This window comes from Enterobacter sp. RIT637, from assembly GCF_019718755.1.
In the GTDB taxonomy this organism is placed as follows: Bacteria; Pseudomonadota; Gammaproteobacteria; order Enterobacterales; family Enterobacteriaceae; genus Enterobacter.
On the sequence record NZ_JAIHAZ010000004.1, the window covers coordinates 217,281 to 233,287 of the forward strand.

Consider the following 16,007-nt stretch of genomic DNA (forward strand, 5'->3'; position numbering starts at 1 on the left):
CGTAATCAGATGATGCGGTTAGTTTTGAGATCGCGCAGGAAGCCGCCCCAGCGACGCTCGTAGAACGGCGTGATGTGCTCGGTAATAAAGTGGCTGATGCCCTTCTCACCGTTCTTCACCTGGCAGATATCGATCGGCTCATCGCCCGGCAGCGTGTCGGTCGCCACGCTTCCCGCGGCCTGAACGATCTCGTCGAAATCTCCATCGGCTTCAATACCGATCAACAGCACCGGCTGTTCGTCCGCGCGCTCTTTAATAGAGCAGAGAAACGCACGCCTGACGGGCTTGAGCGTTTTGAACAGCGTGGTCAGGGAGTCAATCATCTGCGCGGGCGGCTCGGCCACCTCAGACAGCAGCAGCGTTTCGCCCCCTTCCAGCACCTCCTGGGTGCTGAGCGGGTTGCCCTCTTCGCCAATCAGGTGGCTGATTTCTCGCGGCGTGAACTCTTTCCCGGTCGGCAGTTTAGCGTTGAGGAACAGCGTCTGCCCCAGCGTCATCTCGAACAGCGTGCGCACCGGCATCACCACGAACGCCTGTTCGTCTTCTACCGCTTCCTGCAGGGCTTCCAGTGAGGTGAAGAACGGGATCACCGACGTGCCGTCGTCTTTCTCCCAGTGCAGCAGATCCAGCGCGCTGTCTTCGACAACCTGCTCACCTTCCGCCGCGGTGCCCGGCACCCAGACGGTGGATTCCAGCAGCGTGCGGAAAAATGCCGGACGGTGGGCGGGCTCGGTCGCCGCCTGCTCCAGCAGAGTTTCTAATTCGTTTTTGGTTTCGGACATAGTTTGGCTACTTCACAATTGCCCGGCGGCGCTTCGCTTGCACGGGCCTACGGGTTTTGTAGGCCGGGTAAGCGCAGCGCCACCCGGCAAAAAAGATTACTCAGCCGTCAGCAGGTTCGCCACGGTACGCACGCCCAGACCGGTCGCGCCCGCGGACCACTGCTCAACCGCCGCTTTACGGTACGTTGCGGAGCAGTCGATGTGCAGCCAGCCTTCGTGGTAGTTCTCAACGAAGTGGGACAGGAAGCCTGCCGCCGTGCTTGCACCCGCCGGGTACGCCGCGCTCGCGGTGTTGTTCAGCTCGGCAAAGTTGGACGGCAGCTGGCTGCGGTGGAACTCGGCCAGCGGCAGACGCCAGAACGGTTCGTTTTCCGCAGCGGCGCTTGCCAGCAGGCGAGCGGCCAGCTTGTCGTCAAAGCTGAACAGCGCATGGTAGTCGTTGCCCAGGGCGGTTTTTGCCGCCCCGGTCAGGGTCGCCATGTCGATAATCAGCTCTGGCTTCTGTGCAGAGGCGTCGATCAGGCCATCGGCCAGCACCAGACGGCCTTCGGCGTCGGTGTTCATCACTTCGACGTTTTTACCGTTGCGGTAGCGAATGATATCGCCCAGCTTGAAGGCGTTACCGCTCACCATGTTGTCCGCGCAGCAGAGATAAAGCTTCACGCGCTTGTTCAGACCGCGGGTGATCGCGAACGCCAGCGCGCCGGTGATGGTTGCCGCGCCGCCCATGTCGGACTTCATGGAGTCCATGAACGCGCTCTGCTTCAGGCTGTAGCCGCCGGTATCGAAGGTGATGCCTTTCCCGACCAGGCAGGCAAAGACCGGTGCCGCTTTATCGCCGGTTGGGTTGTAATCCAGCGCCAGCAGGACCGGAGGACGCTCGGAACCACGGCCCACGGTGTGGATGCCCATGTAGTTCTGCTCGCGCAGGTCTTCACCTTTGGTGATGCGGTAGGACATTTTGTCGCCCGCCACGCCGCACAGCAGGTCGACCGCACGCTGTGCCAGCTGCTCCGGACCAAGTTCTTCCGCCGGGGCGTTGATGGTGTCGCGCACCCAGTCGATAATTTGCAGGCGGCTTTCCAGCTCTTTCTGACCGGCGGCATCGAGGTTTGCCCACTCAATTTTGCGGGTGCCTTTCGGGCCTTTGTAGCCTGCCCAGAATGCCCAGCTGCGGTCGGTGTCCCAGCCTTCGCCGTCCAGGGAGACATGCTTAATGCCCAGCCCGTCAATTTTACGCGCGGCGCGCTGGATCAGGCCCAGATCATCTTTGCCCGTCAGGTGCAGGGTAATACCGTCGTTGTTGATGCTGTAGGTGGCTTTTTCGCCCCAGCGTGCGTCAGCAGGCTGATTCGAGAGCGTAATCTTCATCGCTTCGGTCATTTTATTTATCCTTATTAGCAAACGGGCCGCCAGAAGGCAGCCCGTTAAGTGATTTACTCTGCTTCATCTAACCAGACTAACAGAATCGCCTCCAGAATTTTTTCATTGGATGCGTTTGGATCGTCGTCAAAATCCTCTAAATCGCAGATCCACTGATGCATGTCGGTGAATCGTACGGTCTTCGGATCGAGATCCGGGTTTGCGTCGTAGAGCGCTTCGCCGATTTCACGGCTGTCTGTCCAATTCAGTCCCATATCAATGCTCGCGTGCGTGGTTGATGGTGTAGCGTGGGAATTCCACGACCAGATCTTCATCGGTCACCGCAGCCTGGCAGCTCAGGCGGCTGTCTGGCTCCAGACCCCATGCTTTATCCAGCATGTCGTCTTCGTCTTCGGTACTCTCGGCGAGAGAGTCGAAACCTTCACGCACGATGCAGTGGCAGGTGGTGCAGGCACAGGATTTTTCACAGGCGTGTTCCACTTCGATACCTGCACGCAGGGCAACATCGAGAATGGTTTCACCGGTCTTCGCTTCCAGAACAGCACCATCCGGACAGAGGTCCGCATGAGGCAAAATTACAATCTTTGGCATATTAAACCTCGTCCACGGACTGGCCTTTCAGCGCGACGCGGACAGATTTGTCCATGCGGCGAGCAGCAAAGTCCTGGGTTTGTTTATCAACGTTTTTAATGGCTTCTTCTATTGCGTCAGCGTCATTGCCTTCTGCGACAGCGCTTAAGTGCGCGGCAGCGTCGTCAATCACCTGGCGCTCAGCGGCGCTTAACAGCGCGGCATCGGCAGCAAGCGCGCCGTGCAGGCTTTCCAGCACGCGTGCGGCTTCAACTTTTTGTTCAGCCAGCATACGCGCCTTCACATCCTGCTCGGCGTAGCTCATTGAGTCCTGAATCATGGAGGCGATTTCGCCATCGGTCAGGCCGTAAGACGGCTTCACCTGAATGGATGATTCCACGCCGGTGGATTTTTCCATCGCCGTCACGCTCAGCAGGCCGTCCGCATCCACCTGGAAGGTAACGCGAATATGCGCCCCGCCCGCAGGCAGCGCCGGGATACCGCGCAGCGCAAAGCGCGCCAGTGAGCGGCAGTCCTGCACCAGTTCGCGTTCGCCCTGCATCACGTGGATGGACATCGCGGTCTGGCCGTCTTTGAAGGTGGTGAACTCCTGCGCGCGCGCCACCGGAATGGTGGTATTACGCGGGATCACTTTCTCCACCAGGCCGCCCATGGTTTCTAACCCTAGCGACAGCGGGATGACGTCCAGCAGCAGCATTTCGCTGTCCGGCTTGTTGCCGACCAGGATATCGGCCTGGATTGCGGCGCCCACGGCAACCACTTTGTCCGGGTCGATGGAGGTCAGCGGCGTGCGGCCAAAGAATTCGCCCACGCGCTCACGCACCAGCGGCACGCGGGTCGAACCGCCCACCATGACCACTTCCAGCACCTCGTTCGCCTCCACGCCCGCATCTTTCAATGCGCGACGGCAGGCCAGCAGGGTACGCTTAACCAGCGGGGCAATCAGATCGCTGAACTGGTCGCGGGTGATCGCACCCTGCCAGCCCGCAACGTTTACGGTAACCGTCTGCGCATCGCTCAGAGCGATTTTGGCGTCAATAGCCGCATCCAGCAGCTCACGCTGCACGCGCGCATCGCTGCGATCGCTGATGCCCGCCTGCTCGCGAATGTAGTCAGCCAGCAGATGGTCGAAGTCATCGCCGCCCAGCGCGGAATCCCCGCCGGTCGCCAGCACTTCAAACACCCCGCGGCTTAAGCGCAGAATCGAGATATCAAAGGTCCCGCCGCCGAGATCGTAAACCGCAATGACCCCTTCCTGACCGGAGTCGAGGCCGTAGGCAATCGCCGCCGCCGTCGGTTCGTTCAGCAGGCGCAGCACGTGCAGGCCCGCCAGACGCGCGGCGTCTTTGGTGCCCTGACGCTGTGCGTCGTCAAAATAGGCCGGAACAGTAATGACTACGCCGTCCAGATCGCCGCCGAGCGTTGCGATCGCACGCGCCGCCAGCGCTTTGAGGATGTCGGAGGAAACACGAATCGGGTTCAGCAGACCGGCCGCGGTCGCGATCATCGGCAGGCCGTTTTCACTGGCCTGCAGCTGATACGGCAGATGCGGATAGCGGGTCTGAATATCGGTCAGCGAGCGGCCCATCATGCGCTTTACGGAGCTGATGGTGTTGGCCGGATCGCGCGCGGCGTTGGCGCGGGCGTCATAGCCGACCGCGTGCCCCTGCTGCTGGTAGTGGACCACGGAAGGCAGCAGATGGCGGCCCTGCTCGTCAGCCAGCGTTTCCGCCTGGCCGCTGCGCACGGTCGCCACGAGGGAATTGGTGGTGCCCAGATCAATACCCACCGCCAGACGACGCTGGTGCGGTGCGGCACTTAAGCCAGGCTCACTAATTTGTAATAAGGCCATAATTGCTTCCGAAATTAAAAATCGAGCAGCTTTTCTTCGAGTTGTTCAGCACTGCTTCGCAGTTTATCGAGAAAACGGAGTTTGCGCACAGTATCTGCCGCCGCGTCCCAGGTCTCGTTGTTCAGTTGCTCCACCATCTGCTGATGGCGGGTATCGAACATGCCCTTCACGCGCGTGATGAAGCTTTCCAGACGCGCTTCGTCTTTGGCCTGTTCAATCTCATCCAGCTCTTCGCGAAGCTCCAGCTGTTCCATCAGAAACGCGGTGTCGCGCACGGTATGCTGTTCGCTCGCCAGGTCAAAACCGTGCAGCGAAAGCAGGTACTCGGCACGGCTCAGCGGATGGCGCAGCGTCTGCCAGGCCTGGTTGATGGTCGCAGATTGGGAAACCGCAGCCAGTTGCTCTGACTGAGTACCACTGGCGAATTTATCCGGGTGGTACTGACGCTGCAGATCCTGGAAGCGGATCGTCAGCGCCTGCAGATCAATCGGGTATTGAGCGGGTAGTCCGAAGAGAGTGAAGTAATCCATAACAATCTCAGGGGTAGCCTGTTAGAACAAACCCCACGCGTAGCGGGTAACGCTACGGTGGGGTTTCGGATGACGCGCGGTTAAACGTGGAAGCTTTCGCCGCAACCACACTCGTCTTTGACGTTCGGGTTCGTGAATTTGAACCCTTCGTTCAGGCCTTCTTTGACGAAGTCCAGCTGAGTGCCGTTGAGGAATTGCAGGCTTTTGCCATCGACCACCACCTTCACGCCCTTGTCTTCAAACACGGTGTCGTCAGACGCCGGCTCGTCAACAAACTCCAGTACGTAAGCCATACCAGAACAGCCGGAGGTACGTACGCCCAGTCGCAGGCCAAAGCCTTTACCACGGTTCGCCAGAAAAGAGCTTACTCGCGCGGCAGCGCTGTCGCTAAGGGTAATCGACATACTCAAACCTCAATTATTTTGCTTCACGTTTGCTTTTGTAATCCGCAATGGCGGCTTTGATCGCGTCTTCTGCCAGAATTGAACAGTGAATTTTCACCGGTGGCAGTTCGAGTTCTTCAGCAATATCCGTGTTCTTGATTGCCTGTGCTTCGTCCAGAGACTTGCCCTTCACCCATTCGGTGACCAGGGAGCTGGACGCGATAGCAGAACCGCAGCCGTAGGTCTTGAAGCGCGCGTCTTCAATGATACCTTCATTGTTGACTTTAATCTGCAACTTCATCACGTCGCCACACGCCGGTGCGCCAACCATGCCGCTACCGACAGATTCGTCGCTGTTGTCAAAAGAGCCAACGTTGCGCGGGTTCTCGTAATGATCGATGACTTTTTCGCTGTATGCCATGATTGAATTCTCCTTATGTACCGATTAGTGATGTGACCATTCAATGCTGTTCAGATCCACGCCCTGCTTGAACATTTCCCACAGTGGAGAAAGGTCGCGCAGACGGCCGATGGAGTTGCGAACCAGCTTGATGGTGTAGTCAATCTCTTCTTCGGTAGTGAAACGACCTAAAGAGAAACGGATAGAGCTGTGTGCCAGCTCGTCGGTCATACCCAGCGCGCGCAACACGTAGGATGGCTCCAGGCTTGCAGACGTACAGGCAGAGCCGGAAGAAACGGCCAGGTCTTTCAGCGCCATGATCAGCGATTCGCCTTCAACATAGTTGAAGCTGACGTTGAGGATGTTCGGAGCGCCCTGCTCGAGATCGCCGTTCAGATATACTTCTTCCATATCTTTCACGCCGTCCCACAGACGGTTACGCAGCGTGCGCAGGCGCGCCATCTCTGTTTCCATCTCTTCTTTTGCAATGCGGTATGCTTCGCCCATGCCCACGATCTGGTGAACAGGCAGCGTACCGGAACGCATGCCGCGCTCGTGACCGCCGCCGTGCATCTGTGCTTCGATGCGGATACGCGGTTTACGACGAACGTACAGCGCGCCGATCCCTTTCGGGCCATAGATTTTGTGGCCGGAGAAAGACATCAGGTCCACTTTCAGCTGGCTCAGGTCGATAGGCAGTTTGCCCACGCTCTGGGTCGCGTCCACGTGGTAGATGATGCCGCGCGCGCGGCACATTTCGCCGATGGTCGCGATGTCCTGTACCACGCCGATTTCGTTGTTGACGTGCATGATGGAAACCAGAATGGTGTCATCACGCATGGCCGCTTCGAGCTCTTTGAGGTCAATAATACCGTTGCTCTGTGGGGCGAGATAGGTTACTTCGTACCCTTCACGCTCCAGCTGGCGGCAGGTATCCAGCACGGCTTTGTGTTCGGTTTTGCTGGTGATGATGTGCTTGCCTTTTTTCTGATAAAAGTTGGCTGCACCTTTGATCGCCAGGTTGTCGGATTCGGTCGCACCGGAGGTGAAAACAATCTCACGCGGGTCGGCACCGACCAGGTCAGCAATCTGATTACGGGCGATATCAACCGCCTCTTCAGCATGCCAGCCAAAACGGTGTGAACGGGAAGCTGGGTTACCAAAGTTTCCGTCCAGGGTCAGACACTGCATCATTTTCTCGGCAACACGCGGGTCCACCGGCGTGGTTGCGGAGTAATCGAGATAAATCGGTAATTTCATTGCTCTTTAAACTCCGTACATCGCTTCAATGCAAGGAATCAGGCAACCGGCTGGATGTACGACCGAGTACGCGGGGCGTGACCGCCCCGGCCTGATTCTGAAATCTTTATCGTTTTATTACGCGCGTAATTTGACGTCGATAGCGTCCTGCGCGCGGGTGCTGCGTTGTGATTCATGGCTATGCTGACGACCCGACACGTCCAGAACTTCCTGGTTATTCACCAGTTCACCCAGGGTGATGTTGTTCAGGAAACCGGTCAGACGGTCGCTCAGATCGCGCCACAGCGCGTGGGTCAGGCATTTGTCGCCGCCCTGGCAGCCGCCTTTACCCTGGCAACGGGTCGCGTCAACGGATTCGTCAACGGCGCTGATCACTTCGCCAACTGCAATACTGCCCGCGTCTTTACCCAGCAGATAGCCGCCGCCTGGGCCACGAACGCTGGAAACCAGTCCATTTTTACGCAGTCTGGAGAACAGCTGTTCCAGATAAGAGAGGGAGATCCCCTGTCGTTCAGAAATATCAGCCAACGGAACCGGGCCCGCTTCGGAGTTGAGCGCAACGTCCAGCATCGCGGTCACGGCATAACGCCCTTTAGATGTCAGTCTCATGTCTTACTTAACCTCAAACTCGCCCCTGCCCGGGGTTTTTTATTGTAAAATGGGGGTATTGCATAGCAGGGCCAAGTCTGACATTCCTGACTAAAATGGTCAACTATTTACTTGACTGTTTTAGTCAGGTATTTAACCTTCCGTGCCGTTTTACCTGGGTGCGGCCTGATGCCCTCACCCCGGCCCTCTCCCACGGGGAGAGGGAGAAAACAAACCGGCACTATTCCTTATTCTTCTGCTCAATCGACGCCAGAATTCCGCGCAGGATGTTCAGCTCCTGGCTTTCCGGGCGCGCGCGGGTAAACATACGGCGCAGCTTGTTCATCACCTGGCCCGGGTGACCTTCGCGGATAAAGCCGGTTGAGAGCAGCGTCTGCTCCAGGTGACCGTAGAAGCGCTCAAGGTCGTCCACCAGCGGGTAGGCGCTCTCTTCCTGAGGCTCGGTACGCTCTTTTTCCTGCGTTGCCAGCCATGCCATACGCACTTCATAGGCGATAACCTGCACCGCCATCGCCAGGTTCAGCGAGCTGTATTCCGGGTTCGCCGCGATGGCAACGTGATAGTGGCACTTCTGCAGCTCGTCGTTGGTCAGGCCAACGCGCTCGCGGCCAAACACCAGCGCAACCGGAGCCTGTTCAGCTTCTGAGACACTTTTCAGGCCGCATTCGCGCGGGTCCAGCATCGGCCATGGCAGCGTGCGGGAGCGCGCGCTTGTGCCGACAACGAGGCTACAACCAGCCAGCGCTTCATCAAGGGTATCGACGATCTGGGCGTTGCCGATCACGTCGCTGGCACCGGCCGCCAGGGCGATGGCCTGCGAGTCTGGTTTTACCAGCGGGTTAACCAGCCACAGGTTCGTTAAGCCCATGGTTTTCATAGCGCGGGCCACGGAGCCCATGTTGCCGGTGTGCGATGTTTCGACCAGCACGATTCGAATGTTTTGCAGCATAATTTAGATGTCTGGATTCTGTGTCTGAAGAATATTCGGGCATATTATCATAAACGGGAGACATAATCCGATCCCGCTGCTATACTCTGCGCCGATTTTCCTGTTCTTTAACATCCAGTGAGAGAGACCGATGCATCCGATGCTGACCATCGCCGTGCGCGCAGCGCGCAAGGCGGGTAATGTAATTGCCAAACACTACGAAACCCCAGACTCCGTAGAAACCAGCCAGAAAGGCAGCAATGATTTCGTGACTAACGTCGATAAAGCCGCAGAAGCGATTATTATCGAAACAATCCGCAAATCTTACCCACAGCACACCATCATCACCGAAGAAAGCGGTGAACATGAAGGTACCGATCAGGATGTTCAATGGGTTATCGATCCACTGGATGGCACCACCAACTTCGTCAAACGCCTGCCACACTTCTCTGTTTCTATCGCAGTACGCATTAAAGGCCGTACTGAAGTCGCCGTTGTTTACGATCCAATGCGTAACGAACTGTTCACCGCTACCCGCGGTCAGGGCGCACAGCTGAACGGCTATCGTCTGCGCTGCAGCAACGCACGCGATCTGGACGGCACCATCCTGGCGACCGGTTTCCCGTTCAAGGCGAAACAGCACGCGACTACCTATATGAATATCCTGGGCAAACTGTTCACCGAATGCGCAGATTTCCGTCGCACCGGTTCTGCTGCGCTGGATCTGGCCTACGTGGCGACCGGCCGCGTTGACGGTTACTTTGAGCTGTCACTGAAGCCGTGGGACTTTGCGGCGGGCGAGCTGATCGCACGTGAAGCTGGCGCGATTGTTTGCGACTTTACCGGCGGCCACAACTACATGACCACCGGCAACATCGTTGCGGGTAACCCACGCGTTGTTAAAGCCATGCTGGCAAATATGCGTGAAGAACTGAGCGATGCGCTGAAGCGTTAATCCAGTTTGTTAAGCCCGGTGGCGCTACGCTTACCGGGCCTACAAAATCCATCAGTACGCTAGAAAGGCCGCAACCCCCTTCCCACCGGCACCGCGCTCATCCACATCGTCACCGCCGCCACCAGCAGAATCATCCCGCCCGCCAGCGCGAGCGTAGTCCACCCTACCTGTCGCCACAGCACCGGCGTTTTATTGCCGCTGAGTTTGATCGCCAGCTGACGGAAGCTGTGAACCAGCAGCGCTAACGACGAAATGGTGAGAGACGTCCCTGCCGCCATCGCCAGCGCCGAGAGCATTCCCCAGCCAAACACGCCAATCACCTTACTGAACAGCAGCACCATGATTGCCCCCGAGCACGGGCGCATACCCATCGAGAGAACAATCATCAGCCGCGCGCGCCAGTCGTCGCCGTTCTGTAATTGTTCCTGCGTGGGAAGATGCTGATGCCCGCATCCGCAGTTTTCATCATGAACGTGGTGCGGCGTAAAGGTCTTGAATTTCGGTTTTTGCAGCAGCACGCGCAGCTTTTTCAGCGCCCGCCAGCAGAGGATCAGCCCCAGCACGCCCACCAGCGCGTAGCTCCCCTTCTCCAGCCAGAAGCTACTCATGTGTAGCTGACGGGCAGGAAGCTGTAATAGCGAAAGGACCACCACGACGAGCGCAATCGCCACGCCGCCCTGAAGCAGCGAGGAGGCCAGCGTCAGGCCGATACTCGATTTCAGCTTCGACGGATGGGTAGCAAGCCAGGTGGTGATGACAATTTTGCCGTGCCCCGGCCCCAGCGCGTGCAGAACGCCATAGATAAAGCTGAACGCCAGCAGGGAACCGCCCGCTTTGGTCGGGTTCTCCGCCACCGCCTTCAGCAGCCCGCTCATCTGTTGATTGACTTCACGCTGCCAGATGATGCTTTTCATCATCACCTGCGGCCAGGCCTGCCACAGCCAGAGCGAACCGCAAACGGCGAGCAGGAGAAAGAGCGCCAGCGGCCAGAGATGAAGCCAGCGGCGCGGTTTTTGGTGCGAAGAGGAGATCACTGACATTGTAACGTCACCTCCTGCGCAAACTGTTTACCCAGCTCCATGTCCTCCGGTGGTGCGTCTTCTTTGTCGAGAGAGACCGCAAAGTTCAGCGTCTCTTCGCTGGGCTTTGGCGTGTGGACGGTAAGTTTGCATTTCTTTTGTAGCGATGCCGGAAGCTGGACGTCGCTGTCCTCGGCATAACTCATATCGACATAGTAGCTGGGGTCAAAGGTAGAAAAACGATACTTTTGCCCTGCCAGTAGCTGAGGGTGCGCCAGCGGGAGAATAAACGTCAGCACCGCCTGATGCCCGTCGCGCGTCATGCCGTATTCCGTTGGACGGTTCAGAAATTTGACCTTTTGCCCGTTGTGCCAGAACTCGGTGAAGTAGTGCTGGCCGAGCACGTTGGCCATCACCTCTGCCGCCAGCTTTTTCCAGATCTCATCGCCGGGCTTTGCGTTTCCCGCATCATAGAGCAGATCTGCCGAGGTGATTTCATCCATCGTCCAGCGCATTTTCAGGCCACTGAGCTGCGTGCCGTCCGTCACCAGCTCGGTTTTCAGGCTGATAAAACTGTGAGGATGTGCGCTGGCGGTAAAGGTGATAACCGCCAAAAATAACGCCATCGCGCTTTGTTTAACTATTTGCATCAATTCCTCACGTCAAAAATTCTGTGATGTTCCCCAGCAATCCTGAGTGAAAGGCCTGCCGGTGCGCTTTTCAGCGTCCATCCTTTAGCTATTCTTATCAAACATTCACACTGGATACCCGACAGATGATGACGACGCTTGAAATTCCATCTGTGCTTTCCAGTTCGCAGCGCCGCTGCCAGGTGCTTTTGATGCTTTACCTGCCCGATGCTGCCGTCACCGCACAGAGCATTATCGCTGCCAACGGCGTGGACGACGCGATGGCACGGCAAGATATAGCCGAGACGCGCGATGAAATCCAGCGCTATCATCGGCTTGATATCGTCACGCACCTCGACGGCAGCTACCGAATTGAAGGTTCTGTCCTGAATCAGCGTTTATGCCTGCTGCACTGGCTGCGCAGGGCGCTCCGGCTTTGCCCGCAGTTCGTCTCGCATCAGTTTACTCCCGCGCTTAAAACCGCACTTAAACAGCAGGGCATCGCTCGTCCACTCTATGATGACACCAACCTGCGCGCATTGATCAGCTTCTGTTCGCGAAAGCTTCAGCGTCCGTTTGACTGCCGCGACGTGCAGTTTTTACAGCTTTTTTTGCAATACTGTCTGTTCCAGCATCATCTGGGCAATACGCCGCAGTTTTCCCACGTTCAGCGCAGCTGGACGCAATCGCGAGGGGAATATTTCACCGCGCAGGAAATCGTGCGCCACTGGAAACGGCGCGTTCCGCAGGGAACGCACAGCGATGAACAGCTGTTCCTCGCGCTGCTGTTTATGATGCTGCGCACCCCCGATCCGGTGCTTGACAGACATCAGCAGGATCAACGCCTGCGTCGCACGATAGTGCGGATGATCGCGCGCTTTCGGGCCCAAACCGGGATGAACTTTAGCGATGAACAGGGGCTGACCGATCAGCTTTATATCCATCTTGCTCAGGCGCTGGATCGCTCACTGTTTGAAATCGGCATCGATAACAGCCTGCCGGAAGAGATCCATCGTCTCTATCCCCGGCTGTTACGCACCACCAAAGAGGCGCTGTTTGAACTGGAGGCGGAATTTGGCCTGCGTTTCTCTGATGAAGAGATGAGCCTTGTCGCGGTGATTTTCGGTGCCTGGCTGATGCAGGAGACCGATCTGCATGAAAAACAGGTGGTGTTACTGACCGGGGAAGATAAAGCATGCGAAGCGTTGATTGAGCAGCAGTTGCGCGAGCTGACGCTGTTGCCGCTCAATATTCGTTATCTGACCCTGCACGCGTTTCAGAAGGAAGGCGCGCCCCGTGAGGCTGCGCTGGTGATCACCCCTTACCCAACCGCCCTGCCGTTGTTCTCGCCGCCGCTTATCCATGCCGTTGAGACATTGAACGCGCAGCAGCAAGAACATATTCGCGCGATGCTGGAGTCCTAGCTACGCGCGAGCCGTCACTTTAGGCCGAACGATCATTGCGGGTAACGCAACGAGCGCCATCACCCAGAACACGCCGTGCCCCAGGTGCTGATACAGGAACCCAGCAAAGACCGTCATCACGGCGATACTGCCGCCCATTGCCACCGCAGAGTAGACTGCCTGCAGTCGAATCACATCCCCACCCTCACGCGCAGAGATGTAGCGCATCGCCGCCAGGTGGCACACGGTAAAGGTACCGCAGTGCAGAATTTGCGCCACAATCAGCCACGGCAGTTCGGTCGTCCAGCCCATAATCCCCCAGCGCACCACGCCGCAGACGGCGGAAAGCAGCAGGAGGTCTCGCGCGCCGAAGCGGCGGAACAGCTTTTTGCTGAGCGCAAAGATGATCACTTCCGCCACTACGCCGAGCGACCACAGGTAGCCTACCGCAGAAGCAGAGTAGCCTGCCCCCTGCCAGTAGATGGCGCTGAACCCATAATACGCCGCATGCGCCCCCTGAAGCAGGCAAACGCACGCCAGAAAACGCCAGCTCTGAGCGACCAGGCTCCGCCAGGCCGGCCAGCCTGCGCTCTCCTGGTGACGGCTTTCGCCCTGCGGCATTACCGACGGACGCAGCAGCATCCCCAGCAGCATGGAGGCAATACCCACGCTCAGTAACGCAAGGATGGCGTGATAGTCGTACAGGCTGACCAGCTTACCCACCAGCGCCGAGCCGATCACGAAAGCAATCGATCCCCACAGGCGTACGCGGCCATAGTCCATGGTGATCTGCTTTTGCCAGGTGTTCGCCAGGGCATCCGTCAGCGGCACCAGCGGTGAGAAGAACAGGTTGAAGCCAACCATAATCACCATCAGCCAGGCAAACTGGTGGCTCACCCAGAAGCAGGCGACAAAGACCAGAGTGAGCAGCGCAAGTATGCGCACGGCTTTAATCAGTAAGGAGGGATCGCTGACGCGCGGCGCAATCAGCAGACTGCCCAGGAAACGCGCCACCAGTCCTGCACCCAGCAGAACGCCGATGGTCTCAGGGGTGAGACCAATTCCCTTGAGCCAGACGCTCCAGAAAGGCAGAAAAATACCGTAGCTAAAGAAGTAGGTGAAGTAGCTGAGCGCCAGCCAGCGCGTGGAATGCAAGACCATGAATCCCTCCCGAAATGGAGGCGATAGTCTGGCGTGTATCCTGCAATTTGGCAAGTCGTTAGCGCGCTATAAATTAACGATAAATTAACATCATGGACAGCCGGTCGGCGTATGGCGAGAGCGGCAAAATTGTATTACGTTTAAAGAACATCGCCTGAAGAGGTCGTTTGCCATGAACAGCTTACGTTATTTCGATTTCGGCTCCTCACGTTCTTTCCTGCTTTTGATTGCCCGTATTGCGATCGTCGTCCTGTTTATTATTTTTGGCTATCCCAAACTCACGGGGTTTAGCGGCACCGTTCAGTATATGACGTCGCTCGGCGCCCCCATGCCCATGCTGGCCGCGATTATTGCGGTGGTGATGGAGGTTCCCGCGGCGATTCTGATCGTGCTGGGCTTTTTCACTCGCCCCATTGCGGTGCTCTTTGTCGTTTATACGCTGGGAACGGCGGTGATAGGCCACCATTACTGGGATATGACCGGTGATGCGGTTGTGCCGAACATGATTAACTTCTATAAGAATGTGAGTATTGCCGGTGCGTTTATTTTGCTGGCCATTGTTGGTCCGGGAGCCATTTCCCTCGACCGGCGTTAAGCCATAAAAAAGGCCGCAAGCGCGGCCTTTTTTATTTCTGTAGGGTAGAAGGATTATGCGTATACCGGGAAGCGTGCGCAGATATCCAGCACTTTACCTTTGACGCGCTCGATAACCGCTTCGTCATTGATGTTGTCCAGAACGTCACACATCCAGCCAGCCAGCTCTTTCACTTCCACTTCTTTAAAACCGCGACGAGTCACGGCCGGAGAACCGATACGGATACCGGAGGTCACGAACGGGCTCTTCGGATCGTTTGGCACGCTGTTTTTGTTCACGGTGATGTTGGCGCGGCCCAGGGCAGCGTCAGCTTCTTTACCGGTCAGGTTCTTATCAACCAGGTCCAGCAGGAACAGGTGGTTTTCAGTACCGCCAGACACCACTTTGTAGCCACGGCTCAGGAACACTTCCACCATCGCTTTGGCGTTCTTAGCAACCTGCTGCTGGTAAACCTTGAACTCAGGCTCCATCGCTTCTTTCAGCGCTACTGCTTTTGCGGCGATAACGTGCATCAGCGGGCCACCCTGCGCGCTTGGGAACACGGCAGAGTTCAGTTTCTTATACAGATCTTCGTCACCGCCTTTCGCCAGGATCAGGCCACCGCGTGGACCCGCCAGGGTTTTGTGGGTAGTGGTGGTCACAACGTGAGCGTGTGGAACCGGGTTCGGGTAAACGCCTGCCGCGATCAGGCCCGCAACGTGCGCCATATCAACGAACAGGTAAGCACCGATGCTGTCTGCGATTTCACGCATTTTTGCCCAGTCAACGATCCCGGAGTAAGCAGAGAAGCCGCCGATGATCATCTTCGGTTTGTGCTCTTTGGCCTGCTTAGCCATGTCTTCGTAGTCAATTTTGCCGGACTCATCAATACCGTAAGGGATGATGTTGTACAGTTTGCCGGAGAAGTTAACCGGGGAGCCGTGAGTCAGGTGGCCGCCCTGCGCCAGGTTCATACCCAGAACGGTATCGCCCGGCTGCAGCAGCGCGGTGTAGACCGCGAAGTTAGCCTGAGAGCCTGAGTGCGGCTGCACGTTCGCGTAGTCTGCGCCAAAGAGTTCTTTCGCACGGTCAATCGCCAGCTGCTCAACGATATCAACGTACTCGCAACCGCCGTAGTAGCGCTTGCCCGGATAACCTTCAGCGTATTTGTTGGTCAGCTGAGAACCCTGCGCCTGCATCACGCGTGGGCTGGTGTAGTTTTCGGAGGCGATCAGTTCGATGTGCTCTTCCTGACGTACTTTTTCCTGCTCCATAGCCTGCCACAGTTCGGCATCATAATCGGCAATGTTCATTTCACGCTTTAACATCCGCATCTCCTGACTCAGCTAACAAGTAAATTTTGGCCTGAAAAGGCAGTCCTGTTGGACGACGGGCAACAGTATAACTGAATAGTTCTGCGATAACAGGTCTTGACAAACGATTTTACGCAAACGTTTACCTCCACGCCACGCAAGGGTTTGAGGAATAAAGCTCTCGTCATTTTCAACGGATTTCTTTTCAGGTTTGTGATGCATATTTTTCATCTTG

At 57.1% G+C, this 16,007-nt stretch carries 18 protein-coding genes; 3 read left to right on the forward strand and 15 right to left on the reverse strand.

What is annotated here, in order from left to right; genetic code table 11:
• Nucleotides 1-5: 5 nt before the first annotated feature.
• From sseB to trmJ, 11 genes are all read right to left on the reverse strand, one after another.
• Nucleotides 6-782, reverse strand: coding sequence for an enhanced serine sensitivity protein SseB (gene sseB, locus K5E19_RS09675; protein ID WP_221551023.1), 777 nt, complete (start codon nt 780-782; stop codon nt 6-8).
• Nucleotides 783-878: 96 nt separating this feature from the next.
• Nucleotides 879-2,165 (reverse strand): aminopeptidase PepB, encoded by a 1,287-nt coding sequence (gene pepB, locus K5E19_RS09680; RefSeq protein ID WP_221551024.1) that lies wholly within the window; start codon nt 2,163-2,165, stop codon nt 879-881.
• A 53-nt stretch (nt 2,166-2,218) separates the two neighbouring features.
• A complete protein-coding gene (gene iscX / locus K5E19_RS09685; protein ID WP_221551026.1) occupies nt 2,219-2,419 on the reverse strand; it encodes a Fe-S cluster assembly protein IscX in 201 nt (66 codons plus the stop codon).
• Nucleotide 2,420: 1 nt separating this feature from the next.
• Nucleotides 2,421-2,756 carry an ISC system 2Fe-2S type ferredoxin gene (gene fdx, locus K5E19_RS09690; protein WP_003860652.1) on the reverse strand — a complete coding sequence of 112 codons (336 nt, stop codon included), beginning with the start codon at nt 2,754-2,756 and terminating at the stop codon, nt 2,421-2,423.
• A gap of 1 nt (nt 2,757) precedes the next feature.
• On the reverse strand, nt 2,758-4,608 hold the full coding sequence (hscA, locus tag K5E19_RS09695; RefSeq protein ID WP_221551028.1) for a Fe-S protein assembly chaperone HscA: 1,851 nt from the start codon (nt 4,606-4,608) through the stop codon (nt 2,758-2,760).
• A 14-nt stretch (nt 4,609-4,622) separates the two neighbouring features.
• On the reverse strand, nt 4,623-5,138 hold the full coding sequence (gene hscB / locus K5E19_RS09700; protein WP_221551030.1) for a co-chaperone HscB: 516 nt from the start codon (nt 5,136-5,138) through the stop codon (nt 4,623-4,625).
• Nucleotides 5,139-5,218: 80 nt separating this feature from the next.
• Nucleotides 5,219-5,542 (reverse strand): iron-sulfur cluster assembly protein IscA, encoded by a 324-nt coding sequence (iscA, locus tag K5E19_RS09705; RefSeq protein WP_003860659.1) that lies wholly within the window; start codon nt 5,540-5,542, stop codon nt 5,219-5,221.
• 13 nt (nt 5,543-5,555) lie between these two features.
• The gene (gene iscU, locus K5E19_RS09710) at nt 5,556-5,942 is read right to left on the reverse strand and encodes a Fe-S cluster assembly scaffold IscU (RefSeq protein ID WP_003860661.1); all 387 of its coding nucleotides are present in this window, start codon (nt 5,940-5,942) and stop codon (nt 5,556-5,558) included.
• Nucleotides 5,943-5,966: 24 nt separating this feature from the next.
• The gene (iscS, locus tag K5E19_RS09715; protein WP_008502157.1) at nt 5,967-7,181 is read right to left on the reverse strand and encodes a cysteine desulfurase; all 1,215 of its coding nucleotides are present in this window, start codon (nt 7,179-7,181) and stop codon (nt 5,967-5,969) included.
• A gap of 117 nt (nt 7,182-7,298) precedes the next feature.
• A complete protein-coding gene (gene iscR, locus K5E19_RS09720) occupies nt 7,299-7,790 on the reverse strand; it encodes a Fe-S cluster assembly transcriptional regulator IscR (RefSeq protein WP_006176693.1) in 492 nt (163 codons plus the stop codon).
• Between the two features lie 220 nt (nt 7,791-8,010).
• Complete coding sequence (gene trmJ / locus K5E19_RS09725; protein ID WP_010434012.1) at nt 8,011-8,739, reverse strand: tRNA (cytosine(32)/uridine(32)-2'-O)-methyltransferase TrmJ; 729 nt, start codon at nt 8,737-8,739, stop codon at nt 8,011-8,013.
• Nucleotides 8,740-8,869: 130 nt separating this feature from the next.
• Between trmJ and suhB the strand changes: the two genes are divergently transcribed.
• A complete protein-coding gene (suhB, locus tag K5E19_RS09730; RefSeq protein ID WP_010434013.1) occupies nt 8,870-9,673 on the forward strand; it encodes an inositol-1-monophosphatase in 804 nt (267 codons plus the stop codon).
• A 59-nt stretch (nt 9,674-9,732) separates the two neighbouring features.
• On the opposite strand, the gene K5E19_RS09735 is transcribed toward suhB, so the two are convergent.
• Both K5E19_RS09735 and K5E19_RS09740 read right to left on the reverse strand, forming a co-directional pair.
• A complete protein-coding gene (locus K5E19_RS09735) occupies nt 9,733-10,713 on the reverse strand; it encodes a nickel/cobalt transporter (protein WP_221551032.1) in 981 nt (326 codons plus the stop codon).
• A complete protein-coding gene (locus K5E19_RS09740; protein WP_221551033.1) occupies nt 10,704-11,342 on the reverse strand; it encodes a DUF1007 family protein in 639 nt (212 codons plus the stop codon). Before K5E19_RS09740 ends, K5E19_RS09735 begins: the two co-directional genes overlap by 10 nt.
• 125 nt (nt 11,343-11,467) lie before the next feature.
• Between K5E19_RS09740 and csiE the strand changes: the two genes are divergently transcribed.
• Nucleotides 11,468-12,745: a stationary phase inducible protein CsiE gene (gene csiE, locus K5E19_RS09745; RefSeq protein WP_221551034.1), complete on the forward strand. Its 1,278-nt coding sequence runs from the start codon at nt 11,468-11,470 to the stop codon at nt 12,743-12,745.
• Here csiE and K5E19_RS09750 read toward each other — a convergent pair whose 3' ends face one another.
• Nucleotides 12,746-13,885, reverse strand: coding sequence for a 3-phenylpropionate MFS transporter (locus K5E19_RS09750; RefSeq protein WP_221551035.1), 1,140 nt, complete (start codon nt 13,883-13,885; stop codon nt 12,746-12,748).
• A 172-nt stretch (nt 13,886-14,057) separates the two neighbouring features.
• On the opposite strand from K5E19_RS09750, the gene K5E19_RS09755 reads away from it, so the two are divergent.
• Nucleotides 14,058-14,480 (forward strand): DoxX family protein, encoded by a 423-nt coding sequence (locus K5E19_RS09755; protein WP_221551036.1) that lies wholly within the window; start codon nt 14,058-14,060, stop codon nt 14,478-14,480.
• A gap of 53 nt (nt 14,481-14,533) precedes the next feature.
• Here the strand turns inward: K5E19_RS09755 and glyA are convergent, their stop codons facing one another.
• Nucleotides 14,534-15,787, reverse strand: coding sequence for a serine hydroxymethyltransferase (gene glyA / locus K5E19_RS09760; protein ID WP_221551037.1), 1,254 nt, complete (start codon nt 15,785-15,787; stop codon nt 14,534-14,536).
• Between the last annotated feature and the right edge of the window lie 220 nt (nt 15,788-16,007).